General features: G+C 70.4%; 23 protein-coding genes, 4 tRNA genes and 1 other RNA gene. 18 read left to right on the forward strand and 10 right to left on the reverse strand.

Going from position 1 to position 22382, the window contains the following annotated elements:
- Positions 1-87 precede the first annotated feature (87 nt).
- From EDC34_RS12455 to EDC34_RS06360, 5 genes are all read left to right on the forward strand, one after another.
- A complete protein-coding gene (locus EDC34_RS12455) occupies positions 88-360 on the forward strand; it encodes an HU family DNA-binding protein (RefSeq protein ID WP_114960298.1) in 273 nt (90 codons plus the stop codon).
- Positions 361-464: 104 nt separating this feature from the next.
- Positions 465-539: transfer RNA gene (locus tag EDC34_RS06340), tRNA-Val, on the forward strand.
- Between the two features lie 237 nt (positions 540-776).
- Complete coding sequence (locus EDC34_RS06345; protein WP_114960297.1) at positions 777-1577, forward strand: type I restriction enzyme HsdR N-terminal domain-containing protein; 801 nt, start codon at positions 777-779, stop codon at positions 1575-1577.
- Between the two features lie 268 nt (positions 1578-1845).
- A tRNA-Asp gene (locus tag EDC34_RS06355) sits at positions 1846-1922 on the forward strand.
- 121 nt (positions 1923-2043) lie between these two features.
- Positions 2044-4020 (forward strand): SurA N-terminal domain-containing protein, encoded by a 1977-nt coding sequence (locus EDC34_RS06360; RefSeq protein WP_114960296.1) that lies wholly within the window; start codon positions 2044-2046, stop codon positions 4018-4020.
- Positions 4021-4110: 90 nt separating this feature from the next.
- Here EDC34_RS06360 and EDC34_RS06365 read toward each other — a convergent pair whose 3' ends face one another.
- Together EDC34_RS06365 and gloB are read right to left on the reverse strand one after the other, a co-directional pair.
- Entirely contained in the window at positions 4111-4899 is a 789-nt protein-coding gene (locus EDC34_RS06365) for an enoyl-ACP reductase FabI (RefSeq protein ID WP_114960295.1), read from the reverse strand.
- A gap of 113 nt (positions 4900-5012) precedes the next feature.
- A complete protein-coding gene (gene gloB, locus EDC34_RS06370) occupies positions 5013-5774 on the reverse strand; it encodes a hydroxyacylglutathione hydrolase (RefSeq protein ID WP_114960294.1) in 762 nt (253 codons plus the stop codon).
- A gap of 46 nt (positions 5775-5820) precedes the next feature.
- Here gloB and EDC34_RS06375 point away from each other — a divergent pair, with 46 nt between their 5' ends.
- The 3 genes from EDC34_RS06375 to dnaQ are packed head-to-tail and all read left to right on the forward strand — an operon-like array spanning position 5821 to position 7666.
- Entirely contained in the window at positions 5821-6492 is a 672-nt protein-coding gene (locus EDC34_RS06375; RefSeq protein ID WP_114960293.1) for a class I SAM-dependent methyltransferase, read from the forward strand.
- Positions 6489-6953, forward strand: coding sequence for a ribonuclease HI (gene rnhA / locus EDC34_RS06380; protein WP_114960292.1), 465 nt, complete (start codon positions 6489-6491; stop codon positions 6951-6953). The genes EDC34_RS06375 and rnhA overlap by 4 nt, the downstream gene beginning before the upstream one ends.
- Positions 6953-7666 carry a DNA polymerase III subunit epsilon gene (gene dnaQ, locus EDC34_RS06385; protein WP_114960291.1) on the forward strand — a complete coding sequence of 238 codons (714 nt, stop codon included), beginning with the start codon at positions 6953-6955 and terminating at the stop codon, positions 7664-7666. Before rnhA ends, dnaQ begins: the two co-directional genes overlap by 1 nt.
- Before the next feature lie 208 nt (positions 7667-7874).
- Here the strand turns inward: dnaQ and EDC34_RS06390 are convergent, their stop codons facing one another.
- Positions 7875-8579, reverse strand: coding sequence for a PP2C family protein-serine/threonine phosphatase (locus EDC34_RS06390; RefSeq protein WP_114960290.1), 705 nt, complete (start codon positions 8577-8579; stop codon positions 7875-7877).
- Between the two features lie 242 nt (positions 8580-8821).
- Positions 8822-8912 (reverse strand) — tRNA-Ser (locus tag EDC34_RS06395).
- A gap of 83 nt (positions 8913-8995) precedes the next feature.
- Here EDC34_RS06395 and EDC34_RS06400 point away from each other — a divergent pair.
- Positions 8996-9403 (forward strand): DUF6165 family protein, encoded by a 408-nt coding sequence (locus tag EDC34_RS06400; RefSeq protein WP_114960289.1) that lies wholly within the window; start codon positions 8996-8998, stop codon positions 9401-9403.
- 3 nt (positions 9404-9406) lie between these two features.
- Here the strand turns inward: EDC34_RS06400 and EDC34_RS06405 are convergent, their stop codons facing one another.
- Positions 9407-10459: a glycosyltransferase family 9 protein gene (locus EDC34_RS06405; RefSeq protein ID WP_114960288.1), complete on the reverse strand. Its 1053-nt coding sequence runs from the start codon at positions 10457-10459 to the stop codon at positions 9407-9409.
- Positions 10460-10480: 21 nt separating this feature from the next.
- Between EDC34_RS06405 and EDC34_RS06410 the strand changes: the two genes are divergently transcribed.
- Positions 10481-11224 carry a 3-deoxy-D-manno-octulosonic acid kinase gene (locus EDC34_RS06410; protein ID WP_114960287.1) on the forward strand — a complete coding sequence of 248 codons (744 nt, stop codon included), beginning with the start codon at positions 10481-10483 and terminating at the stop codon, positions 11222-11224.
- 85 nt (positions 11225-11309) lie between these two features.
- On the opposite strand, the gene ffs is transcribed toward EDC34_RS06410, so the two are convergent.
- An RNA gene (gene ffs / locus EDC34_RS06415) (signal recognition particle sRNA small type) lies at positions 11310-11400 on the reverse strand.
- Between the two features lie 71 nt (positions 11401-11471).
- Positions 11472-11564, reverse strand: a tRNA-Ser gene (locus EDC34_RS06420).
- Between the two features lie 91 nt (positions 11565-11655).
- On the opposite strand from EDC34_RS06420, the gene dnaX reads away from it, so the two are divergent.
- From dnaX to EDC34_RS06450, 6 genes are all read left to right on the forward strand, one after another.
- Positions 11656-13434, forward strand: coding sequence for a DNA polymerase III subunit gamma/tau (gene dnaX, locus EDC34_RS06425; RefSeq protein ID WP_114960286.1), 1779 nt, complete (start codon positions 11656-11658; stop codon positions 13432-13434).
- 44 nt (positions 13435-13478) lie between these two features.
- A complete protein-coding gene (locus EDC34_RS06430; RefSeq protein ID WP_114960285.1) occupies positions 13479-13799 on the forward strand; it encodes a YbaB/EbfC family nucleoid-associated protein in 321 nt (106 codons plus the stop codon).
- A 46-nt stretch (positions 13800-13845) separates the two neighbouring features.
- Positions 13846-14445, forward strand: coding sequence for a recombination mediator RecR (recR, locus tag EDC34_RS06435; RefSeq protein ID WP_114960284.1), 600 nt, complete (start codon positions 13846-13848; stop codon positions 14443-14445).
- A gap of 101 nt (positions 14446-14546) precedes the next feature.
- Positions 14547-14897: a histidine triad nucleotide-binding protein gene (locus EDC34_RS06440; RefSeq protein ID WP_114960283.1), complete on the forward strand. Its 351-nt coding sequence runs from the start codon at positions 14547-14549 to the stop codon at positions 14895-14897.
- Between the two features lie 94 nt (positions 14898-14991).
- The gene (locus EDC34_RS06445) at positions 14992-15618 is read left to right on the forward strand and encodes a DUF47 domain-containing protein (RefSeq protein WP_114960282.1); all 627 of its coding nucleotides are present in this window, start codon (positions 14992-14994) and stop codon (positions 15616-15618) included.
- Between the two features lie 12 nt (positions 15619-15630).
- Entirely contained in the window at positions 15631-16752 is a 1122-nt protein-coding gene (locus tag EDC34_RS06450) for an inorganic phosphate transporter (protein ID WP_114960281.1), read from the forward strand.
- A 44-nt stretch (positions 16753-16796) separates the two neighbouring features.
- Here EDC34_RS06450 and EDC34_RS06455 read toward each other — a convergent pair whose 3' ends face one another.
- A complete protein-coding gene (locus EDC34_RS06455) occupies positions 16797-17207 on the reverse strand; it encodes a hypothetical protein (protein WP_114960280.1) in 411 nt (136 codons plus the stop codon).
- A 45-nt stretch (positions 17208-17252) separates the two neighbouring features.
- Between EDC34_RS06455 and EDC34_RS06460 the strand changes: the two genes are divergently transcribed.
- Positions 17253-17606, forward strand: coding sequence for an MGMT family protein (locus tag EDC34_RS06460; RefSeq protein ID WP_240311095.1), 354 nt, complete (start codon positions 17253-17255; stop codon positions 17604-17606).
- A gap of 40 nt (positions 17607-17646) precedes the next feature.
- Entirely contained in the window at positions 17647-18312 is a 666-nt protein-coding gene (locus tag EDC34_RS06465) for a rhomboid family intramembrane serine protease (protein WP_114960278.1), read from the forward strand.
- A gap of 93 nt (positions 18313-18405) precedes the next feature.
- Here EDC34_RS06465 and EDC34_RS06470 read toward each other — a convergent pair whose 3' ends face one another.
- Both EDC34_RS06470 and EDC34_RS06475 read right to left on the reverse strand, forming a co-directional pair.
- Positions 18406-20421: a M13 family metallopeptidase gene (locus EDC34_RS06470; protein WP_114960277.1), complete on the reverse strand. Its 2016-nt coding sequence runs from the start codon at positions 20419-20421 to the stop codon at positions 18406-18408.
- A 75-nt stretch (positions 20422-20496) separates the two neighbouring features.
- The gene (locus EDC34_RS06475; RefSeq protein ID WP_114960276.1) at positions 20497-22263 is read right to left on the reverse strand and encodes a peptide MFS transporter; all 1767 of its coding nucleotides are present in this window, start codon (positions 22261-22263) and stop codon (positions 20497-20499) included.
- Between the last annotated feature and the right edge of the window lie 119 nt (positions 22264-22382).

Genomic DNA, 22382 nt, shown 5'->3' on the forward strand with positions numbered 1-22382 from the left:
GCAAGCCCGGGTCCACGGCAGGGGAGCGCCGCCGGATCCGGTCAGCGCATTCTCCGCGTCACTTTCCGCAACGGAGCCAACAAGCAAATGAACAAAGCCGAATTCATCGAAGCCGTCGCCGACCATGCCGAACTGACCAAGGCCGACGCCGGCCGTGCCGTCGATGCGATGGTTGCCGCCATCACCAAGGCCCTGAAGAAGGGCGACACCGTGACCCTCGTGGGCTTCGGCACCTTCTCGGTGCGCAAGCGTGGTGCCCGCACCGGCCGCAACCCGCGCACCGGCGACACCATCAAGATCAAGGCCTCCAAGAACCCGGCGTTCAAGGCCGGCAAGGCGCTGAAGGACGCGGTCAACTGATCGCCCGCCGGCTCGCGCCGGTGATCGGAAAGCCCGGCCTCGCGCCGGGCTTTTTCGTTGCGGGTGTTCCGTTGCGGCACCCGCGCGGCGATAATGCGCGGCCCGGGCACTTAGCTCAGCGGTAGAGCGGCTCCCTTACAAGGAGCGGGTCGGGGGTTCGATCCCCTCAGTGCCCACCAATAAAACAACGGGTTAGGTGCGTCGGCGCGGCATCTCCCTAATATTTTCCCTACAAATCGCGTCTTCGCCCGATGTTCCAGGGGGGGGCGTCAACCACGGGTAACTCGTGGTCATAGGAACGCCTGACGCAAGACCGGCAATGCACGCATGGCGGTGGTCTTGGGGGCTTGGTGCCTCGGTTGCGGGCACGCATCGGCCTTGGCTATGGTTGGACTTTCAGGGAGCAGGGGAAGGCTATGGCAGGTGTTCCGAAGCGGGTGTCCGAACGCATCGTGGCGGGCGTGAAGCGCTATCAGCCGATCCTGGCCGGCGCGCGATCCCGGGATGTAGGTGAAGCCGACACCGTTACCATCATCAAGGACATGCTGGCCGACGTCTTCGGGTACGACAAATACTCGGACGTCACCTCAGAGCATTCCATTCGCGGCACGTTCTGCGATCTTGCGATCAAGATCGACGGGCAGCTGCAGACCCTGATCGAGGTGAAGGCGATCGGGCTGGACCTGAAGGATTCGCACGTCAAGCAAGCCATCGACTACGCGGCCAACCAGGGCGTGGACTGGGTGGCACTGACCAACGGCATCACCTGGCGCATCTACCGCCTGATCTTCGCCAAGCCCATCGACTTCGAGCTGGTGCTGGAGTTCGACTTCTGCGCGATCAGCACCCGCAGCGACGCCGACATGGAGCTGCTGTACCTGCTCTGCAAGGAAGGCTGGCAGCGCTCCATGCTGGGCGAGTACCACAACCAGAAGCAGGCGCTGTCGCGTTTCTTCATCAGCGCCATGCTGCAGACCGACCCGGTCCTCGATGTGGTCCGCAAGGAACTCCGCCGCATGTCGCCGGACGTGCGCATCGACAACCAGCAGATCCGGGACGTTCTGCTGGCCGAAGTGCTGAAGCGCGAGGTCATCGAAGGCGAGAAGGCCGAGGAGGCGAGGAAGAAGCTGGCGCGCAGCGCCGCCAAGGTCGCCAAGGCAAAAGCATCAAAGGCCTCCTCCGGGCCGGCTCCTGACCCCGCGGAGCCGGCTGAGTAGTCCCGACGGAGCCGCCGCCGGGCGTGTTGCCTCCCTACAATAGAATGGTGCGGCACTCTGCAGAGCATGTTCCACGGATGGCGCTCCCTAAATGGAGGCGTTCTAAGTGCCTGTCACAGCGACAGGTCGCCACTCCCTTACAAGGAGCGGGTCGGGGGTTCGATCCCCTCAGTGCCCACCAGTCCGGCACCGCCCGTCGCGGGTGTTCGGTGTAAGCAGAAAAGAGTTGCGCTCGCGCGAAAGGTCGGTATACTTGCGGGCTCACAGCGGAGTGGTAGTTCAGTCGGTTAGAATGCTGGCCTGTCACGCCGGAGGTCGCGGGTTCGAGTCCCGTCCACTCCGCCAGTCGAAAGCAAAAGCCCCGCAGCGATGCGGGGTTTTTTTGCTTTCCGGCCTGCGCCGCGGGGCGGCCGGGCGCGCGCGGCTCGGGTAAACTTGCCGGCTACGCCTCATTCCTGGTCCGCCCATGCTGCAGAAACTCCGCGACAAGACCACCGGCTGGATCGCCGGCACCATCCTCACGATCGTGACGATCCCGTTCGCCTTCTTCGGGGTGGAGTCGTACATGTCGCAGCGGGTGGAGACCTACGTCGCCCGCATCGCGCAGCCGCCGTCGTGGTGGAAGTCCGCGCCCCAGGTCTGGCCGGTGACCTACCTGTGGCACATCGAGGACATCGACGCGCAGGAGTTCAAGGAGCGCCTGGAGAACGCCCGCATCAACATGCGCAACGCGCAGGGCGAGAACTTCGATGCCAAGGCGTTCGAGTCGGTGGAGAACAAGCGCCGGGTGCTGGATGCGCTGATCGACGAGCGCCTGATGCGGATGACGGCGCACAACGACGGCATCGTCGTCAGCGACGCGGAAGTGGCCGACAACATCCGCCAGATCCCCGAGTTCCAGGTCGATGGCGCATTCAACGCAGACCGCTACCAGATGCTGCTGGCCTCGCAGAACCCGCCGCTGACGCCGCGCGCGTTCGAGGCCAAGGTGCGCGAGGACCTCGCCACCAACCTGATCCCGGCGCGGATCGCGCGTTCGGCCTTCGTCACCGATCTCGAGCTGGACCGCCTGATGCGCCTGCTGGGCGAGCACCGCGACGTGTCCTTCGTCGCCATCCCGGCCCCGGCGGCGGATACCGCGCCGGTGACGGATGCCGAAATCGACGCGTTCTACAAGGCCCACAAGGACGAATACCGCAGCCCGGAGATGGTGCGCCTGGAGTACGTCGAGGTCGACGGCAATACGCTGCCGGCACCGGCGGCCGACGAGGCGGCGCTGCGCAAGCGCTACCAGGACGAGATCGCCAAGTTCTCCAGCCCCGAGAAGCGCGAGGTGTCGCACATCCTGGTGCAGGTGGCGGCGAACGCCAGCGAAGCCGACAAGAAGGCGGCCGAGGCGCGCGCCGCCAAGCTCGCCGCCGAAGCGCGTGCGCCGGGCGCCGATTTCGCGGCGCTGGCGCGGGCCAATTCCGATGACACCGGCTCCAAGGCCGCTGGTGGTGATCTCGGCTGGATCACCAAGGGCAGCGGCATGCCCGGCGCGTTCGACGATGCGGCGTTCGCGATGCAACCGGGCGAGGTGCGCGGGCCGGTCAAGACCGATTTCGGTTGGCACATCATCAAACTGAACCAAGTCCAGCCGGGTACGCAGCGCTCGTTCGAGGATGTGCGCCCCGAGCTCGAGAAGGAGCTGCAGGAAGGTGGCCGCGAGCAGGCGTTCAACGAGCTGACCGGCAAGCTGGTGGACGCGGTGTTCAAGAACCCGACCTCGCTGGCGCCGGCGGCCAAGGCGCTGGGCCTGCAGGTGCAGACCACGCCGGTGTTCAGCCGCGCCGGCGCGCCGGGCATCGCCAGCGAACCCAAGGTGCTGCGCGCCGCATTCTCGGATGCGCTGGTGCAGGACGGCACCGCCAGCGATCCGATCGAACTCGGGCCGCTGCGCACGGTGCTGATCCGGGTGATCGAGCACCAGCCCGAGCAGGTGCAGCCGTTGGCGCAGGTGCGCGCCGCGGTGGTGGCCTCGATCCGCGCCGAGCGCGAGCGCAAGGCGGCGGATGCCGCAGCCGAGGCGCTGCTGAAGGCCGCGCGCACGCAGGGCCTGGACGCGGCTGCCGCCGCCGCCGGGCTGGCGGTGGCCAGGCTCGACGACCTGCCGCGCCGCAGCCCCGCGCCGGTGCCGCCGCAGCCGCTGGTGGAGGCGTTCTTCAACGTGCCGCGCCCGCAGAAGGATGCGCCGGTGCTGGGCAAGACCCGCGCCGGCGGCCAGCTGGTGGTGTTCGCGGTGCGCGCGGCGCGCGATGGCGACATCGGCCAGGTGACGCCGCAGGAGCGCGCGCAGTTGCGTACGCAGGTGGCCGCCTCGATCGGCGCGCAGGCCCAGGACGCTTTCATCCGGGCCGTGCGTAAGCACTACGTGATCAAGGTCGCGGAAGACCGGTTGTAAGCCGGTCGCCCGCAACCGCTGGCTGCAACGCAGAACGCCCGGCAATGCCGGGCGTTCTGCGTCATGGGCGGATGCCCGGGTTGGGCGCGGTCACTCGATCCCGCTCATCCCCATGATGTTGTAGCCGGCGTCCACGTAGGTGATCTCGCCGGTGATGCCCGCGGCCAGGTCCGAGCACAGGAACGCCGCGGTATTGCCGACGTCCTCGATGGTGACCACCCGGCGCAGCGGCGCCACCGCCTCGAACTGGCTGAGCATCTTGCGGAAGTTGGCTACGCCGCTGGCGGCGAGCGTACGGATCGGGCCGGCCGAGATCGCGTTCACGCGGGTGCCCTCCGGGCCCAGCGCCATCGCCATGTAGCGCACGATCGCTTCCAGCGAGGCCTTGGCCACGCCCATCGTGTTGTAGTTGGCCAGCGCGCGCTCGGCGCCGAGGTAGGACAGGGTGAGGATGCTGCCGTTGCGGCCCTTCATCAGCGGGCGCGCGGCCTTGCCCAGTGCGGCCAGCGAGTAGGCGCTGATGTCGTGCGCGATGTGGTAGCGCTCGCGGTTGATGCCATCGAGGAAGTCACCCTCGATGGCCTCGCGCGGGGCGAACGCGATGCAGTGCACCAGGATGTCGAAGCCGTCGCTCCAGTGCTTGCCCAGCTCCGCGAAGCAGGCGTCGATCTGCTCGTCCGAGGCCACGTCCAGCGGCAGCACGATCTTGCTGCCGTACCCGGCGGCGGCGTCCTCGACCCGCGATTTCAGCTTCTCGTTCTGGTAGGTCAGCGCCAGCTCGGCACCTTCGCGATGAAACGCGTCGGCGATGCCGGTGGCGATCGAACGCTGGCTGGCGATGCCGGTGACCAGCGCGCGCTTGCCTTGCAGGAATCCCATGGTTTCTCCTTGATGATGCGATGTGCGCGTATGGCGCACCGAGTCAATGCGCTAGTGTGCCTTGCGCGCCCGGCCGCGGCCAGTGTGCGCGACCGTACGGAAGCGGCGGGCGATCAGGCGCGGAAGCCGTCCTTCCAGGCCCGCAGCGTGCCGAACACGGCTGCGGCATCCGCCAGCGGATGGCCGGCATGCGCCTCGGCCGCCGCGCGCACCGCCGGGACGTCGCAGCGCAGGAACGGATTGCAGGCGCGCTCTTCGGCAAGCGTGGTCGGCAGGGTGGGGCGGCCCGCGGCGCGCAGGGCGCGTACTTCGGCCACGCGCTCGCGCAGCGCTGGGTTTCCGGGCTCGACCGTCTGCGCGAATACCGCGTTGGCCAGCGTGTACTCGTGCGCGCAGCACACGCGGGTGTCGCCGGGCAGCGCGGCCAGCCGCGCCAGCGAGGCCTGCATCTGCGGTGGCGTGCCTTCGAACATGCGCCCGCAGCCCAGGCTGAACAGGGTGTCGCCGCAGAACAGCAGGCCCTCGCCGTGGTAGGCCACGTGGCTGCGGGTGTGGCCGGGCACGGCCAGGACCTCGAAGTGCCAGTCGCCGATCGCCAGCCGTTCGCCGTCGGCCACGCGCCGGGTGGCCTGCGGGATGCGGTCGTCGTGCGGGGCGAACACCGGGGTGTCCGGCCAGCGTGCCAGCAGCGCGGCGACGCCGCCGATATGGTCGCCGTGGTGGTGGGTGAGCAGGATGGCCAGCGGCGGCGCATCGCCCAGTGCCGCCAGCACCGGAGAGGCATCGCCCGGATCGACCACCAGCGCGCGACCGCAGTCGTCACGCAGCAGCCAGATGTAGTTGTCGTCGAACGCGGGCAGGCACTGCAGCGGCATTTGTCCAGTCGTGACGGGGGGCGGGCTTTCCCGCAGAATCCCCACCATGCCGTCCCCCCGTCCATCGCGTCAATCCGAGGCCGCGCCCGCCGAGGCCTGGTTCGCCAGTGCGGCCGGACAGGCCCTGCTGGCCAGCGAAGCCGCCGGGGTGGGCGATGCGCTGCGCCAGCGCCCGGGCCAGGCCGCGCTATGGCTGGCGCCGCCGGCGGTCGATCTGCTGGATGCGGAAGGCGATGCATGGGCCTTGCGCCTGCGTTGCCACGGCACCGGCTTCGATGGCGCCCTGCGCTGCGGCCTGCCGTTGCCGCTGGCCAGCGAGGCCTGCGCGGTGGTGGTGCTGCAGCACGTGCTGGACGCGGGCCCGGCGGATGCCGCGCGGCCGCTGCTGGAGGAGTGCGCGCGGGTGCTGGTGCCCGGCGGCTGGCTGTGGCTGTTCGCGCTGAATCCGCTGTCACCCTACCGCTGGCAGTGGCGCGGGCAGGGGCTGGCGGCGCGCGAGCCGATCAGCTGGCGCCGCCGCCTGCGCGCGGCTGGGCTGACGCCGGATGCGGTCACGCTGGGGCTGGGCCCGGTGTGGGCGGTGGCGGCCGCGGCGGGCGAGCAGGAAGGCGCTGGCCTGCGCGCCGGCTACCTGCTGCGCGCCGAGAAGCGGGTGCGCGCGATGACCCCGCTGCGCCGCCAGCGCGCCCTGCGCTGGCAGGCGGAGCCCTCGGCATGAGTGCGCGCAAGCAGGTGCAGGTGCACACCGACGGCGCCTGCCTGGGCAATCCCGGGCCGGGCGGCTGGGCCGCGCTGCTGTGCTGGCGCGGGGTCGAGCGCGAGCTGGCCGGCGGCGAGCCCGCCACCACCAACAACCGGATGGAGCTGATGGCCGCGATCGCCGCGCTGGAGGCCCTGAAGGAGCCGTGCGAAGTGGTGCTGACCACCGATTCCCAATACGTCCGCCAGGGCATCACCGAGTGGATGCCGGGCTGGCTGCGGCGCGGCTGGAAGACCGCCGGCGGCGAGCCGGTCAAGAACCGCGATCTGTGGGAGCGCCTGCACGCCGCGGCGTCCCGGCATGTGGTGGACTGGCGCTGGGTCAAGGGCCACGCCGGGCATCCCGAGAACGAGCGCGTGGACCAGCTGGCGCGCGCGCAGGCATTGAAATTCAGGCAGTCCCCGGAGCTGGCAGGCTGATGCGACAGATCGTCCTCGATACCGAAACCACCGGCCTGGAATGGCAGAAAGGCAACCGCGTGGTCGAAATCGGCTGCGTCGAGTTGCTGGAGCGGCGGCCGACCGGGCGCACCTTCCATCGCTACCTCAACCCCGACCGCGAGTTCGAGCCGGGTGCGCAGGAGGTGACGGGCCTCGACCTCGATTTCCTGGCCGACAAGCCGCGCTTCGCGGAGATCGCCGAGGAATTCCTGGCCTTCATCGACGGCGCGGAACTCATCATCCACAACGCCGCGTTCGACCTCGGCTTCCTCAATGCCGAGCTGGCGCGGATTCCCGGTGCCGGCAGGATCGAGGACCGCTGCCGCATCGAGGACACCCTGGCGATGGCGCGCCAGCGCTTCCCGGGCCAGCGCAATTCGCTGGATGCGCTGTGCAAGCGGCTGGGCGTGGACAACTCGCAGCGCCAGCTGCACGGCGCGCTGCTCGACGCCCAGATCCTGCTGGACGTGTACCTGGCGATGACCTCCGGCCAGCGCGAGATCGGTTTCGGCGAGGAGGCTGCGGCCGTCGCGGTGGAAACCGCAGTCGCGCTGGACGCCCTGGAGGCCGCGCCGCGGGTGCGGGTGCGCGTGCAGGCGGAGGAAGCCGAGGCGCACGCGGCGCGCCTGGCGGCGCTGGAAAAGAAGGCCGGCCGCTGCCTGTGGCGCGAGCTGGAGGCGGAAGCGGGCTGACGCGGCGGCGCGTGCGATTCCGTTTCATCCGTTCGCCCCGCGCCTGTCGAGGGATGAGCGGGGCGGCGGAGCCCGCCCGTGGTTCGACAGGCTCACCACGAGCGGGTCAGCGTGACACCCCAAAGCGGGTCAGCGGGGACCACAGGAACGTGCCACTGGGCCCGGAAGCGCGCCGGTGGGCCGGTTCGCGGGGCGCCGGCGGGGAGGCTCAGTGCCGGCGCACCAGCACCACGGTGATGTTGTCGGAGCCGCCACCGTCCAGGGCGGCCGCCACCAGCCCGTCCACGCATTCCTGCGCGCTGCATTCGCGGTGGGCCAGCACTTGCGCGATCTGGCGGTCGTCCACTTCCTCGGTCAGGCCGTCGCTGCACAGCAGCAGCTGCATGCCCGGGCGCAGCTCGCCGGAAAGGGTTTCCACGTTGAGCTGGTCCGGCGCGGTGACGCCCAGCGCCTGGGTCACCACGTTGCGGTGCGGATGGCTGCGCGCCTGGTCGGCGCTGATCGCGCCCTGGGCGATCAGCTCCTGCACGTAGCTGTGGTCGTGCGAGATCTGGGTGAGGCTGCCGTCCCGCCACAGGTACACCCGGCTGTCGCCCACCCAAGCCACCTCGAAGCGGTTGCCGTCCACCCGTGCCGCCACCACGGTGGTGCCCATCGGCAGGCTGTCGCCGCGGCGCTTGGAGCAGCGGATGATTTCCTCGTCGGCGGTGACGATGGCGCTGGCCAGGCTGCGTCCGGCGCGCACCTCGCGCACGATGACCTCGCGCGCCAGCGCGCTGGCGACCTCGCCGTACTCGTGCCCGCCCATGCCATCCGCGACCAACCACAGGCCCAGTGCGCTGTCGCCGTAATAGGTGTCCTCGTTCAGCTCGCGCCGCAGGCCGACATGGGTCAGGTGTCCGAATTCGATCATGCGTGCGGCTGGCGTCCGGGGTTCATGGGGGCCAACGGAATCATGCGCGCGGACCGGACTGCAGGGCAATGCGGGCGGCGGGGCCGGTCTCCGATGGTGGTGGCCGGCCGCGGCGCCTGCCTGTGCCGGAAGTGGGGGCCGCGTGCGGGCGATGCCCGCGGTCGGAAGGGAAGGCGTGCCAGCGGATGCCCGCGGTCGAGCCCGGACATGAAAACGCCCCCTGGCGGGGGCGCGGTCATGTCTGGCGGAGAGGGAGGGATTCGAACCCTCGGTAGGCTATTCACCTACGCCTGATTTCGAGTCAGGTACATTCAACCACTCTGCCACCTCTCCGGAAGTGGGGCGTGCATGATACGGGGCGCGTGGCCGGGGGGCAAGGCAGGTACACTGGCCGCCCCTCGTCCTTGCCCGCGCCCATGTCCGAGATCCACGTCCCCGTTTCCTTCGGCGAGCTGCTCGACAAGATCGCCATCCTGCAGATCAAGTCCGAGCGCATGAGCGACCCGGCCAAGCTGGCCAACGTGCGCAACGAGCTGGCGGCGCTGGAGGCGACCTGGGCCGCGCACCCGGCCTCGCGGCAGGACATCGCCGCGCTGCGCGCCGAGCTGAAGGCGGTCAACGAGCGCCTGTGGGTGATCGAGGACGACATCCGCCTGAAGGAGAAGGCGCAGGCCTTCGACGCCGAGTTCATCCGCCTGGCGCGTGCGGTCTATTTCGAGAACGACACCCGCGCGCGGGTGAAGAAGGACATCAACCTCGCACTGGGTTCGGCCTACGTCGAGGAGAAGTCGTACCAGGACTACGGCAGCGGGCAGGGCGCCTGAGCCTCAGCCGAGGTTGGCGCGGAAGCGCTCGAACGCCGCCACGGCGTCCGCGACGGTGATGAGGTCCATCACGCCCTCGGCCTCGATCTTCGTGCCCCACTTGAGTTCCGACGCCGGCTTGCCGCGGTATTTCCGCGCGGCGTCGTCGTAGCGGTCCACGCAGAAGCGGCGGTCGGAATACGGTCCGCTGCGGTGCGGGTTGGTGGCGGCGTGCAGGCCCAGCACTTTCGTGCCCATCGCGTTGGCGATGTGCATCGGGCCGGAGTCCGGCGTCACCAGCAGGTCGGCGCGGGCCAGCAGGGCCGGCAGCTGCTTGAGGGTGTCCTTGCCGATCAGGTCCAGCACGCTCTCGCGCGCAGCCATGGCGGCGAGGATGGCATCGCCGGTGCGGCGCTCCAGCGCGCTGCGGCCGCCGCACAGCACGACCCGCCAGCCCTGCGCGGCGGCGTGGTCGGCCAGCGCGGCGTAGCGTTCGGCGCGCCAGTTGCGCAGCGCGTGGCTGGAACAGGGCGAGATCATCAGCGTGCGGCGGCCATCGTCGGGCCACTGCGCGCGCGCCCAGGCATGCGCCTCGTCCGGCACCGGCAGGTTCCAGACCACCTCGCCGCGCACCAGCCCCAGTGGCTGGCAGAAGCTGCCGATGGCGTCCAGCACGTGGACCTTGCCGGGGTCGGGGATGCGTTCGCGGATGAACAGGCCGTGGCCTTCCTTGCTGCGCAAACGGTCGTAGCCGATCCGCCGCCGCGCCGGCACGAACGCCGACAGCAGGTTGGCGCGGGCCGAGACCTGCAGCTGCAGCAGCGCGTCGAAGCGCTGGCCCAGTTCGCGGCGCAGGGCGCGCATGCCGGCCAGCCCGGTGTTCTTGTCGTATTCCACGAAGCGCACGCCGGGCAACCCATCCAGCAGGCGGCGCTCGGCGCGGCCGATGATCCAGGTCAGCGCGACGCCGGGCAGCCCGGTTTGCAGGGTGTGCACCAGCGGCAGCACGTGGGTGACGTCGCCCAGCGCGGACAGGCGCAGCAGGCAGAGGGAACGCGGGGCGGGGACTTTGGGCACGCGGTTGCTACACTCGCAAGGATGACCGGTTTCGACGCCAACGAGCACCTGACGCCGTTCCGCGACGCGCGCGGTTACGGCGCGATTCTGTTCGACCGCACCCAGGTGCGGCAACCGGAACCGGAGTGGTTCGACCCCGGCCACTGGGGCATGGCGGCGCAGCCGGTGGGCGAGGGCGGGCGCGGCGGCGCCTGGTTCATCGACTTCGGGCAGGGCGATGCGCTGCTGCGGCATTACCTGCGCGGCGGCCTGATGGCGAGGTTCAGTCGTGACCAGCATCTCTGGCGCGGCATCCAGCGCGTGCGCAGCTTCGCCGAGTTCCGCCTGCTGCGCACGCTGCGCGCGAAGAAGCTGCCGGTGCCGCTGCCGTTCGCGGCCTGGTACCGGCGCGAGGGCCTGCATTACCAGGCCGCGATCCTGATGCAGAGGCTGCACGACGTGCGCTCGCTGGCCGCGCTGGCCGCGGAGGGCACGGCGCCGTGGGAGGCCGCCGGGCACCTGATCGCGCGCTTCCATCGCGCCGGGCTGGACCATGCCGACCTGAACGCGCACAACCTCCTGTTCGATGGGCAGGGGCGCGGCTGGATGATCGATTTCGACCGCTCGCAGCTGCGCATTCCCGCCACCGGCTGGCGCGAAGCGAACCTGCAGCGCCTGCTGCGCTCGCTGCACAAGCGCCGCGGTGCGCGCAGCGCGGAGGCCGTCGAGGCCGACTTCGCGCGCCTGCGCGCGGCCTACGCGGCGGCGTGGGAGCGCGGCTACTGAGCTACTGGGGGCGGGCGGGGCGCGCGCCTGGACGGCGCGGCACGCTGGAGGGCGACGGGCCGGGCCCGGAAAGGTGGCGGCCCCGCCGGCTGGCCTCGGCGCCCGCGTCAGTCGATACCGTTGCTGCCTTCCGGCCCTGGCGGGGTTTTCGACCTAGCGTCGCGAGGGGCCGACGGGGCCACCATGGACGCGGGCCGCGGCATGCGCGGCCCGTGGAACTTCATGCATCGACCAGGATGCATCGATCTGGCGGAGAGAGGGGGATTCGAACCCCCGAGGCGGGGTTTAGCCGCCTACACACTTTCCAGGCGTGCTCCTTCAACCACTCGGACACCTCTCCGGGATCGCGCATTCTAGCGGCGGCAGGGCGCTTCCACAACACGCGCAAGGGCGGCCGCCGACGGCGCGCCGGTCCATGCCACAATGCCGGCATGTCCTACCTCGTGCTCGCCCGCAAGTGGCGCCCCAAGCGTTTCGCCGAACTGGTCGGCCAGGAGCATGTGGTGCGCGCGCTGACCAATGCGCTGGAGACCGGCCGCGTCCACCACGCGTTCCTGTTCACCGGCACCCGCGGCGTCGGCAAGACCACCATCGCGCGCATCTTCGCCAAGAGCCTGAACTGCGAGCGCGGCACCTCCAGCGACCCCTGCGGCGAGTGCGAGACCTGCCTGGCGATCGACGCCGGCCGCTACATCGACCTGCTGGAGATCGACGCCGCCTCCAACACCGGCGTGGACAACGTGCGCGAGCTGATCGAGAACGCCCAGTACATGCCCAGCCGCGGCAAGTACAAGGTGTACCTGATCGACGAAGTGCACATGCTCTCGAAGCCGGCCTTCAACGCGCTGCTGAAGACGCTGGAGGAGCCGCCGGGACACGTCAAGTTCCTATTCGCCACCACCGATCCCGAGAAGCTGCTGGTGACGGTGCTGAGCCGCTGCCTGCAGTTCAACCTCAAGCGCCTGGACGAGGCGCAGATCGCTGGCCAGCTGCGCAAGATCCTCGCGGCCGAGGCGATCACCGCCGACGACGACGCGGTCGCGCAGCTGGCGCGCGCCGCCGACGGCAGCCTGCGCGATGCGCTGTCGCTGCTGGACCAGGCGATCGCCTATGCCGGCGGCCGGCTGGACGGGGCAAGCGTCGCGGCGATGCTGGGGACGGTCGACCGCAGCCGGGTGCAGGCGCTGCTGGACGCGCTGGCCGAGGGCGATGGCCAGCGCCTGCTGGAGGAGGCCGCGCAGCTGGCGGAGTTCGCGCCGGATTGGGGCAGCATCCTCGATGCCTTCGCGCAGGCCCTGCATCGCATCCAGGTGCGCCAGCTGGTGCCGGCGGTGGATGTCGGCAGCGATGCCATCGACGTGGACGGCCTGGCCGCGCGCCTGCGTCCGGAGCTGGTGCAGCTGTGGTACCAGATGGCGCTGCACGGCCGCCGCGACCTCGGGCTGGCGCCCAGTCCGCGCAGCGGCTTCGAGATGACCCTGCTGCGGATGCTGGCCTTCCGCCCCGAGACCGGCGGCCAGCCGCGCGCGGACGCTCCCGCGCCCGCCGGGCAGGCCCGCGCCGAGGCCGCCGCGCGCGTGCGCGCGCAGCTGGAGCAGGCGCCCGCCCGTGCGTCGGCACCGGTGCCAGCGCCGACGATGGATACGCCCGCCTCCGCGCCCGTGCGGCCGCAGGCCTCGCCCAGCCCGCTGCCCGAGGCTCGCGCGCAGCCGTCGGCGTCCGCGCCGGCAGCCCCTGCCGCGCCGTCGATGCCGCCTCCCAAGCCAATGGCCAATGTCGATGCCGGTAGGGCCGCCAGTGCCCTGCTGGTGACCGATTCCGAACACTGGCTGCAGCTGGTGCGCGAACTGGTGGCCAGCGGCCAGCTGAGGGGTGCGGTGAAGGTGCTGGCCGAGCACGCGGCCTTCCTCGGCCATGCCGACGGCCCGCTGCGGCTGGCGCTGGCCCCGGAGCAGGAGCACCTGAAGTCGCCGCGCCTGGTGCTGCAGCTGGACGACGTGCTCAGCCAACGGTTGGGCGGTCCGGTGAACGTGCGCTTCGAAGTGGGCCCCGCGCGCGGCGAGACCGCGCAGGCGCGCAATGCGCGCGAGCGCGACGTCCGCCAGGCCGACGCGGAGGCCGGCTTCGCCGCCGATCCCGCGATCCAGCGGCTGGTGCAGGCGCATGGCGCGCAGATCCTGCCGGAGTCGATCCGTCCGCTGGACGCCTGAGCCCGGCTCCACATCCCCACACCCAACAGATACGGAAACACGATATGCGTGGAAACATCGCACAGCTGATGCAGCAGGCGCAGAAGATGCAGGAGAACATGCAGCGCGCGCAGGAGGAAGTGGCCGCGCTGGAAGTCACCGGCAACGCCGGCGGCGGCATGGTCAGCGTGACGCTGGGCGGCCGCATGGACTGCCGCAAGGTGCGCATCGACCCGGCCGCGCTGGCCGACCCGGAGATGGCCGAAGACCTCATCGCCGCCGCGTTCAACGATGCCGTCAACAAGATCAACGCCGCCAGCCAGGAAAAGATGGCCGCCGCCACCGCCGGCATGCCGCTGCCGCCGGGAATGAAGCTGCCGTTCTGAACCATCGCCGGCCTTCCCGCGGGCGCGGGACGGACGCCCGAACGCAATGACCGCTTCCCTGCTCGAACAACTGATCGACGCCCTGCGCGTGCTGCCGGGGGTGGGCCACAAGTCCGCGCAGCGGATGGCCTACCACCTGCTGGAGCGCCAGCGCGACGGTGGCCGCCGCCTGGCCGCGACGCTGGAGGCGGCGATGGAGCGGGTGGGGCACTGCCGGCGCTGCCGCGATTTCAGCGAGGCCGAAGTCTGCGCGATCTGTGCCAGCCCCGCGCGCGACATCCACCTGCTGTGCGTGGTGGAGACCCCGGCCGACCGCCTGGCGATCGAACAGGCCACCGGCTACCGCGGCCTGTACTTCGTGCTGCAGGGGCGGCTGAGCCCGCTGGACGGGATCGGCCCGGCGGAACTGGGGTTGGACCTGCTGGCGCAGCGGCTGCAGGAAGGCGAGGTGCGCGAGCTGATCGTCGCCACCAACCCCACGGTGGAGGGCGAGGCCACCGCGCATTACCTGGCGCAACTGGCGCGCGCGCGCGGCGTGCGCCCCAGCCGGCTGGCGCACGGCGTGCCGCTGGGCGGCGAGCTGGAATACGTGGACCGCGGCACCCTGTCGCATGCCTTCGGCAGCCGCAGCGAGATGCAGGAGTGAGCGGGGACGGCGCGCGCTGAGCCGTGCGCGCGCAGTGGAGGCGGGCGCGGGGCTGGCCTACACTCGCTTTCACCTCTTTCCATTCGCCACTGGCGCTGGCCATGCCCGACACCATCTTCCACAAGATCCTGCGGCGCGAGATCCCCGCCGACATCGTGTACGAAGACGAACACCTGATCGCCTTCCGCGACATCGCACCGCAGGCGCCGGTGCACGTGCTGTTCGTGCCCAAGCGCGACTACGCCACCCTGAACGACGTGCCGGAGGAGGACGCGGTCGTGATCGGCCGGCTGGCCACCGCTGCGGCGCGCTACGCCAAGGCGCAGGGGGTCGCCGAGTCGGGCTACCGGATCGTGATGAACTGCAACCAGGACGCCGGCCAGACCGTGTTCCAGATCCACCTGCACCTGCTGGCGGGGGCGCCCCTGGGGCGGTTCGGCACCCCGGCCTGAGCCGGCACGGGCGCCGCGCGCGGCGGTGTGTTTCGGGTGTCGCGGAAATGTCATAATTCCGCCACTTTTGCCACTCGAACCCGCGGTCACGCCCATGTTCTCCCTGCAAACCATCTTTGGCTCCGGCATGCAGTTCTACGCGCTGCTGGACGATGCCGCGGCCGCCGCCTATGACAGTGCCAAGGCGCTGCACGCGATGATGCGCGAGGCCGACCGCCAGCCCGCGCTGGACGCGTTCAAGCTGGCGCGCCTGCGCGAGCGCGCCGCCGCCGACAAGATCAGCCGCGCGCTGGTGGACAGCTATATCACCCCGATCGAGCGCGAGGACATCGAGGCGTTGGGTTCGGCCCTGCACAAGATCCCGAAGCAGATCGAGAAGTTCGCCGACCGCTACGCGCTGGCGATCCAGCACCTGGGCCACATCGATTTCGCGCCGCGCGCGGCGATGCTGGAGCAGGCCGCGGCGGTGGTGGTGCAGATGGTGGGCGACCTGCGCCGGATGAACCTGGACGGGATGACCGCGCTGAACGAGAAGCTGCGCTCGATCGAGAACGAGGCCGACCGCCTGATGCTGGAGCTGTACCGCGAGATCTATTCCGGCAAGCTGGACAGCCTGCAGATGTTCCTGCTCAAGGAGTTCTTCGAGATCCTGGAGAAGGCCATCGACCGCTGCCGCGAGGCCGGCGTGGTGGCCTACCAGATCGTGCTCAAGAACAGCTGACGGGGCCGCGCCATGCTGACCCTCGTGCTGGTGGTGGTCGTGGCCGCGCTCGTGTTCGAGTTCATCAACGGCTTCCACGACACCGCCAACTCCATCGCCACCGTGGTCGCCACCAAGGTGCTCTCGCCGTGGCAGGCGGTGATGCTGGCCGCGATCATGAATCTCATTGGCGCCCTGATGGGCACCGCGGTGGCCAAGACCATCGCCTCCGGCCTGGTCGATACCGACGTGGTGCAGGTGACCTCGCAGGTGATCCTGTGCGCGCTGCTGGGCGGCATCGCCTGGAACCTGATCACCTGGTGGAAGGGCCTGCCGTCCTCGTCCTCGCACGGCCTGATCGGCGGCCTGTGCGGCGCCGCGCTGGCCGCGGCCCACAACAACATGGATGCGTTGATCTGGTCGCAGACGGTGGGCGACTGGACCAAGAACAAGGGCCTGCTGTGGAAGGTGCTGCTGCCAATGGTCACCTCGCCGCTGGCGGGCTTCCTGCTCGGCATCCTGATGATGCTGCTGCTGTGGGCGCTGATCGCCGGGATGGCGCGTGCGGGGGGGACCCTGCGCCGGCTGGCGCGGCCGCATTTCGTCAACCGTTTCTTCGGCAAGGCGCAGATCCTGTCCGCGGCCTACATGGGCTACGCGCACGGCCAGAACGACGCGCAGAAGACGATGGGCATCATCGCGCTGACCCTGTTCGGCGCGCAGTCCACCGGCGCGCTGGACGACCTGCCGCGCTGGCTGGCGTTCCTGCATCCGGCCGGCAGCGACCCGCAGGGCATCGCCGGCTGGATCGTGGTCACCTGCGCATTGGTGATGGCGGCCGGCACCGCGTCCGGCGGCTGGCGCATCATCCATACCCTCGGCCATAAGATGGTGCGCCTGCACCCGATCAACGGCTTCGCGGCGGAGACCAGTTCGGCCACCATCCTCACCGTGGCCGCGCACTTCGGCATGCCGGTGTCCACCACCCACAGCATCTCCACCGCGATCATGGGCGTGGGCTTTGCCAAGAATCCCCGCGCGCTCAAGCTCACCGTGGTCGAGCGGATCGTGTGGGCGTGGATCCTCACCATCCCCGCGGCCGGCGGGATCGCCTACGGCCTGCTGCGGCTGCTGCAGGCCCTGGGCTGGGCCTGACCTGCTGACAGGAGAAGCGCCGGGGACGGCCGGCGCGAGGGCGCTTACAGCAAGTCGCCGCCGGCCGACATCCGGTGTTCCATCTCGTCGCCGGTGCCGCCGATCTCCAGCACCAGCCGGTCCACTTCGGCCGCCGTCAGGCCGTCATAGGGGCGGTTCTCGCACAGGTGCAGGAAGGGCACGCCGTCGAGTTCGCTGATCGCCAGATAGCCCACCCGGCTCTCGAAGTTGAAGCGCAGCGCGCGGCGTGCATCCAGCCCGACGATCGGCGCCACCGCGGTGCTGACCCGCAGGTAGTTGCGGCCGTCGTCGTCCTGCAGCTCGGCCAGGAAGATCGCCTGGTGGCGCTTGCCCTGCGCCAGCGACAGCTCCACGCAGGCCAGGAACGGTTCCTGCACGCTCAGGCGGTAGCCGGCGGTGACCAGGTGGCGGCGGATCTGTTCGAAGTTGTGCATGGCGGCGGCGCGGCGGGTGGGCCAGCGGCTATGCTAACGCGGAAGATGCGCCATCTCGACTCGCCCGTTCCGGATTCGACGCCCGACCAGCGCATCCTAGCGGCGATCCGCGCCCTGCCGTGCGGCCAGGTGGCCAGCTACGGCACGATCGCCCGCCGCGCCGGGGTGCCCGGGCGCGCGCGGTTGGTGGCGCGGCTGCTGGCGCGCAACGCGGATCCGGGCCTGCCCTGGCACCGGGTGCTGCGCGCGGACGGGCGGATCGCGTTCCCGCCGGATTCGGACGGCTTCCGCGAGCAGTGCCGGCGCCTGCAGGCCGAGGGCGTGGTGGTGCAGCGCGGCCGGGTGCGCCTGCCGGCGGCTGAAGACGATCTCGATGCGGCGCTCTGGCGGCCGCGCTGAGCGGCTATGATGCACTGCAACGAAACCGGATGACGCAAGGATGCCGTTCAACCTGCCCAGGATCACCAAGGCCCTGCTGATCGCCAACCTGGTGGGCTTTGCCCTGCAGGCCCTGCTGGGCGACCAGCGCCTGGTCGATTTCATGCTGTGGCCGTGGGGCGATGCTGCCTACGATCCCGACGCGCTGGCGCCGGCGTTCATGCCCTGGCAGCTGGTGACCTATGCCTTCCTGCACGGTGGGCTGCTGCACATCGCGTTCAACATGCTGGCGCTGGTGATGTTCGGCGCGCCGCTGGAATACACCTGGGGCGAACGCCGCTTCCTGGCCTATTACCTCGTCAGCGTGGTCGGCGCGGGGCTGTGCCAGCTGCTGGTGGGCTCGTACGCGCTGGCGCACGGCGCCGAGGCCTACCCGACCATCGGCGCCTCCGGCGGCGTGTTCGGACTGCTGCTGGCCTACGGGATGCTGTTCCCGAACCAGCGGGTGATGCTGCTGTTCCCGCCGATCCCGATGCGCGCGCGCACGCTGGTGATCGTGTATGGCCTGTTCGAGCTGGGCGTGGGCGTCACCGGGCTGCAGCCGGGCGTGGCCCACTTCGCCCACCTCGGCGGGATGCTGTTCGGCTGGCTGCTGATCCGCTACTGGCGCGGGCAGCCGCCGTTCGGCGGCGGCCGCGGCGGCCCGAAGATCCGCATCGTGCGTTGAGGCCGGCGCGTGGCCGACCGCGCAGGCGGGCGGGTCGCGCGGTGCAGCCGATGCCGGGCCGAAGCGAGGCCCCGGCAGAAGCAAGCGAGGGCGTCAGTAGGGCTGGATGCGCTCGGCATCCTTGACCAGCATCGGCGCGCCGGCCTTGCAGCCGAACGCGGCGCCGAAGCCGGGCTGCTGCATCGCCGGGGCATTGGCGCGCCACAGGCCGGGCGCGCGCACGTCCTGGCGCGCGCGCAGGCGCGCTTCGTCGGCGGTCACCTGCTGCGCCCACAGCTGCGCCCAGCCGGTGTAGAAGCCCTTCTCGGTCTGCGCGTCCAGCTCGGGCTTCGCCGCGGTGAGCGCCGCGCGCGCCAGCGTCACCCCGGCCAGGTCGGCCACGTCCTCGTCGCGGGTCAGCGTGCCATCGACCTTGGTGCCGGCGAGACCGGGGTAGGGCAGGCCGCCGTAGAAGCGGCCGACCCGGTTGGCCATCGCCTCCCAGCGCGCGGCATCCTCCGGCGTCCACCAGTCGCGCACGTTGCCGTCCGCGTCCACGTGGCGGCCGAGGCCGTCCACCGCATGGCTGAGCTCGTGCCCCACCAGCGCGCCGAACGCGCCGTACTGGTTGCCCAGCGGCATCGCCGGGTCCAGCACCGGTGCCTGCAGCATCGCCGCGGTCACGATCAGGCGGTTGTGGGCGAGGTCATAGGCCAGCGCCGGCTGCTGCGGCAGCACGTCCCAGCGGCGTTCGGCGTTGCCCTTGCCGATCCGGCGCATCTCCTGGCGGTGGCGCCAGGTGGAGGCGATCAGCATGTTGCTGCCGAAGCTGCCGCGGCCCATCGGCTGCACGGTGTAGTCGAGGTCGCGGCGCGGCGCGCCGATCTCCACCTTCAGCCCGTCCAGCTTCTTCAGCGCTTCGGCCTTGGCCGCGCCTTGCAGGAGTTCGCCGCGTTCGATTTCCTGTTTGAGCGCGTCGCGCACCTGGGTGGCGATCTGCTCGGCCTGCTTGCGATTGGCGTCGGGCAGGTAGGCGGCGGCGTACTCGCGGCCCAGCATCGGGCCGGCGGCCAGGTTGATGGCGTCCAGCACCTGCTTCCAGCGTGGGGCCGGCTCGGTCTGGCCCAGCAGCACCTTGCCGCGGAAGTCGAACGCGGCGTCACGCCACGACTTCGACAGGTAGGGCGCCATCGCGTCGCCTACCCGCCAGCGCAGATAGGCCTGCCACTGCGCCGGCTTGAGCGTGCCCACCAGCGCATCCAGCTTGGCGAACAGCGCCGGGTCGGCCATCGACACGGTGTCATCGCTCACGCCCTGCGCCTTCAGGAAGGCATCCAGCTGCAGGTTGCGGTACTGCTTGCCGAGGCCGGCGGTGGCGACGGGAGCGAAGTTCCTGCGCGGGTCGCGCAGGTCCGCCAGCGGGCGTTCGGCGGCGGCGATGCGCTTCTCCACGTCCAGCGCCAGCGCGGTCTGGGCCTCGATGTCCTTGGCCGGCACCCCGGTCAGGGCCAGGATCTTGCGCATGTAGTCGGCGTAGCGCGCCATCAGCGCCTGGGTGTCGGCATCGCTGCGGGTGTAGTAGGCCGGGTCGGGCAGGCCGAGGCCGCCCTGGGTGAAGTAGCCAAGGTGGCGGTCGAGGTCGCGCAGGTCCACGTCGGCGTTGAAGCCGAACAGGACCGGGATGCCCACCTGGTGCAGCGCCGCCACCGCCGGCGCGATGTCCTTGCTGCTGCGGATGGCGTCGATCCGCTGCAACAGCGGCGCCACCGGTGCGGCGCCATCGGCTTCGATCGCCGCTTCGTCCAGGCCGCTGGCCCAGAAGTCGCCCAGCAGCTTCTGCACGGTGCCGTGCGGGGTGCGCATGAAGGCGTCCAGCAGGTCGCGCTGTTGTTGTTCGGCGCGCGCGGAAAGCTGGCCCAGCGCGGAGATCGCGCCCGCCGCCGGCATCGGGTTGGCGGCCAGCCAGCCCTTGTTGGCCTCGGCATAGAGATCGTCGCAGGATGCGGAAACTACGGCGGCCGCCTTCTTGTGCGCCACCGGCTTCTTCTTGGCGGCCAGGCCCTGCGGCGAAGCAAGACTGGCGGCGAGCGCGGCGAGCAGGGCGAGGGCAAGCGGGCGTGGCGTCGGCATGCGGCATGTCTCCTTGCGATCAGGCGGGGGAGTGTAGCAGCGCCTTCCGTGCAGGCCGCGGGCCGGGATTCAGGTTCACTTCACCCCATGCATCATGCGCCGCAGCAATGGCGCGGCGAGGAACGCGGCCACCGCGCAGCCGATCCCGATCCACGTCATCAGCCAGAACAGGTGCGCGTATTTCGGGGCCGCCGCAGCGAGATCCAACGCCTCGCCCTGCGGCACCTCGATCGCGGCCAGCTTGCCCAGCAGCGCGGCCAGCGTCTCCGAGAACGCGGTGGCGAGGAACCAGGTGCCCATCATCAGGCTGACCACGCGCGGCACCGCCAGCTGCGTGACCGCCGAGAGCCCCACCGGCGACAGGCACATCTCGCCGATTTCGAGGATCAGGTAGGCCAGCACCAGCCACCACACGCTGGCCATCGCGCCGGTCGCGCCGACCTGCTGCGCGGCGAGCGCCAGCGGGATGAACGAGAGCCCGGCGAACAGCAGGCCGATGGCGGATTTCGTCGGCTTCGACGGATCGGCGCCGCGCCGGCCCAGCCAGCCCCACAGCGCCGAGAACAGCGGCGCCAGTGCGACCAGGAAGAACGCGCCGAGGTAGGTCAAGGAGCCTGCGGTCTGCGGCAGCGCCACGCAGTCGCGCACCAGCAGCACCAGGATCAGCGCGCTCACCGCGAGGAACAACACGCGCGGCGCGCGGGATGCGGGGTCGCGGTCGGACATCCGCGTGGCCACGAAGAACGCCAGCGGCGCCAGCAGCAGCGACAGCGTGGACCACGGCCACGGCGTGCCGTCGCGCACCACCAGCGCCGGCACGATGTCCTTGGTCAGCAGGCGGTCGGTGAAGGTCACCCACGAGCCGTAGGTCTGCTCGTACAGGGTGAAGAACACCAGCGCCATGAAGATCAGCACCATCAGCGCGATCATCTGCTGGCGCTGCACGGGCGTGCAGCGGGTGCCGGTGAACCAGGCGAACCACAGCAGCACCGCGCCCAGCACCACCAACATCAGCAGCAGCGCCAGCGAGACCTCGCCGCCCAGCGCGAACGCGCCGTTCGCCGCCGCCCACATCAGCCAGGCCACCGGCACCACGCCCAGCACCGCCAGGGCGTAGATCAGCCATTCGCGCGGCAGGCCGGCGACCCGCGCGCGCAGCGCGGCCGGGTCGGCGGGCTCGGCGTGGCCGTGCAGGTACTTCTGCCCCCACAGGAACATGGCCAGGCCCGCCAGCATGCCGAGGCCGGCCGCGCCGAAGCCGTACTTCCAGCCCCAGGTCTCGCCCACGTAGCCGCACACCAGCGAGGCGAACAGCGAGCCGAGGTTGATGCCGGCGTAGAACAGCGAGAAGCCGGAATCGCGGCGCGGGTCGTTGTCGGCGTACAGCTTGCCGACGATGGTGGAGATGTTCGGCTTGAGGAAGCCGACGCCCATGATGATCAGCGCCAGCGACACGTACATGATCCTCAGCGCGCCTTCGTCGCGCACTGCCGTGCCGGCCTGCAGCGTCGCGGCGTGGCCCTCGAACGCCATGCCGATATGGCCCAGCACCAGCAGCACGCCGCCGAACGTCACCGCCTTGCGCATGCCCAGCCAGCGGTCGGCCAGCAGCCCGCCGATCACCGGGATGCAGTACACCAGCCCGCCGTAGGCGCCCAGCAGGTCGAGCCCGGCCTTGTCGCCGAACAGGTGGTACTTGGTGAGGTAGAGCAGCAGCAGCGCCTTCATCCCGTAGAACGAGAAGCGCTCCCACATCTCGGTGAAGAAGCAGACGTACACGCCCTTGGGGTGGCCGAGGAAGTCGTCGCCTGCGGCGCGTTCGGTCTGGATGATGGTCTGCATGCGGTGTCCCCCGGGAGGCAAAGAAGTATGGGGGATGCGGGGGCGCATCGCCCCAACCAAGCGAGTACCGGGGAGCGACTTGGGGCGGTATCGCTCCGCATCCCTGCGCCGCTGCCGCG

Origin of the sequence: Thermomonas haemolytica, assembly GCF_004346265.1 — a bacterium.
Lineage (GTDB): Bacteria > Pseudomonadota > Gammaproteobacteria > Xanthomonadales > Xanthomonadaceae > Thermomonas > Thermomonas haemolytica.

What these genes read in the sequence shown, in the direction of transcription:
- EDC34_RS12455 (WP_114960298.1), top strand. Translation starts at nt 88, where the DNA reads ATGAACAAAGCCGAATTCATCGAAGCCGTCGCCGACCATGCCGAACTG.
- EDC34_RS06345 (WP_114960297.1), top strand. Translation starts at nt 777, where the DNA reads ATGGCAGGTGTTCCGAAGCGGGTGTCCGAACGCATCGTGGCGGGCGTG.
- EDC34_RS06360 (WP_114960296.1), top strand. Translation starts at nt 2,044, where the DNA reads ATGCTGCAGAAACTCCGCGACAAGACCACCGGCTGGATCGCCGGCACC.
- EDC34_RS06365 (WP_114960295.1), bottom strand. Translation starts at nt 4,899, where the DNA reads ATGGGATTCCTGCAAGGCAAGCGCGCGCTGGTCACCGGCATCGCCAGC.
- gloB (WP_114960294.1), bottom strand. Translation starts at nt 5,774, where the DNA reads ATGCCGCTGCAGTGCCTGCCCGCGTTCGACGACAACTACATCTGGCTG.
- EDC34_RS06375 (WP_114960293.1), top strand. Translation starts at nt 5,821, where the DNA reads ATGCCGTCCCCCCGTCCATCGCGTCAATCCGAGGCCGCGCCCGCCGAG.
- rnhA (WP_114960292.1), top strand. Translation starts at nt 6,489, where the DNA reads ATGAGTGCGCGCAAGCAGGTGCAGGTGCACACCGACGGCGCCTGCCTG.
- dnaQ (WP_114960291.1), top strand. Translation starts at nt 6,953, where the DNA reads ATGCGACAGATCGTCCTCGATACCGAAACCACCGGCCTGGAATGGCAG.
- EDC34_RS06390 (WP_114960290.1), bottom strand. Translation starts at nt 8,579, where the DNA reads ATGATCGAATTCGGACACCTGACCCATGTCGGCCTGCGGCGCGAGCTG.
- EDC34_RS06400 (WP_114960289.1), top strand. Translation starts at nt 8,996, where the DNA reads ATGTCCGAGATCCACGTCCCCGTTTCCTTCGGCGAGCTGCTCGACAAG.
- EDC34_RS06410 (WP_114960287.1), top strand. Translation starts at nt 10,481, where the DNA reads ATGACCGGTTTCGACGCCAACGAGCACCTGACGCCGTTCCGCGACGCG.
- dnaX (WP_114960286.1), top strand. Translation starts at nt 11,656, where the DNA reads ATGTCCTACCTCGTGCTCGCCCGCAAGTGGCGCCCCAAGCGTTTCGCC.
- EDC34_RS06430 (WP_114960285.1), top strand. Translation starts at nt 13,479, where the DNA reads ATGCGTGGAAACATCGCACAGCTGATGCAGCAGGCGCAGAAGATGCAG.
- recR (WP_114960284.1), top strand. Translation starts at nt 13,846, where the DNA reads ATGACCGCTTCCCTGCTCGAACAACTGATCGACGCCCTGCGCGTGCTG.
- EDC34_RS06440 (WP_114960283.1), top strand. Translation starts at nt 14,547, where the DNA reads ATGCCCGACACCATCTTCCACAAGATCCTGCGGCGCGAGATCCCCGCC.
- EDC34_RS06445 (WP_114960282.1), top strand. Translation starts at nt 14,992, where the DNA reads ATGTTCTCCCTGCAAACCATCTTTGGCTCCGGCATGCAGTTCTACGCG.
- EDC34_RS06450 (WP_114960281.1), top strand. Translation starts at nt 15,631, where the DNA reads ATGCTGACCCTCGTGCTGGTGGTGGTCGTGGCCGCGCTCGTGTTCGAG.
- EDC34_RS06455 (WP_114960280.1), bottom strand. Translation starts at nt 17,207, where the DNA reads ATGCACAACTTCGAACAGATCCGCCGCCACCTGGTCACCGCCGGCTAC.
- EDC34_RS06460 (WP_240311095.1), top strand. Translation starts at nt 17,253, where the DNA reads ATGCGCCATCTCGACTCGCCCGTTCCGGATTCGACGCCCGACCAGCGC.
- EDC34_RS06465 (WP_114960278.1), top strand. Translation starts at nt 17,647, where the DNA reads ATGCCGTTCAACCTGCCCAGGATCACCAAGGCCCTGCTGATCGCCAAC.
- EDC34_RS06470 (WP_114960277.1), bottom strand. Translation starts at nt 20,421, where the DNA reads ATGCCGACGCCACGCCCGCTTGCCCTCGCCCTGCTCGCCGCGCTCGCC.
- EDC34_RS06475 (WP_114960276.1), bottom strand. Translation starts at nt 22,263, where the DNA reads ATGCAGACCATCATCCAGACCGAACGCGCCGCAGGCGACGACTTCCTC.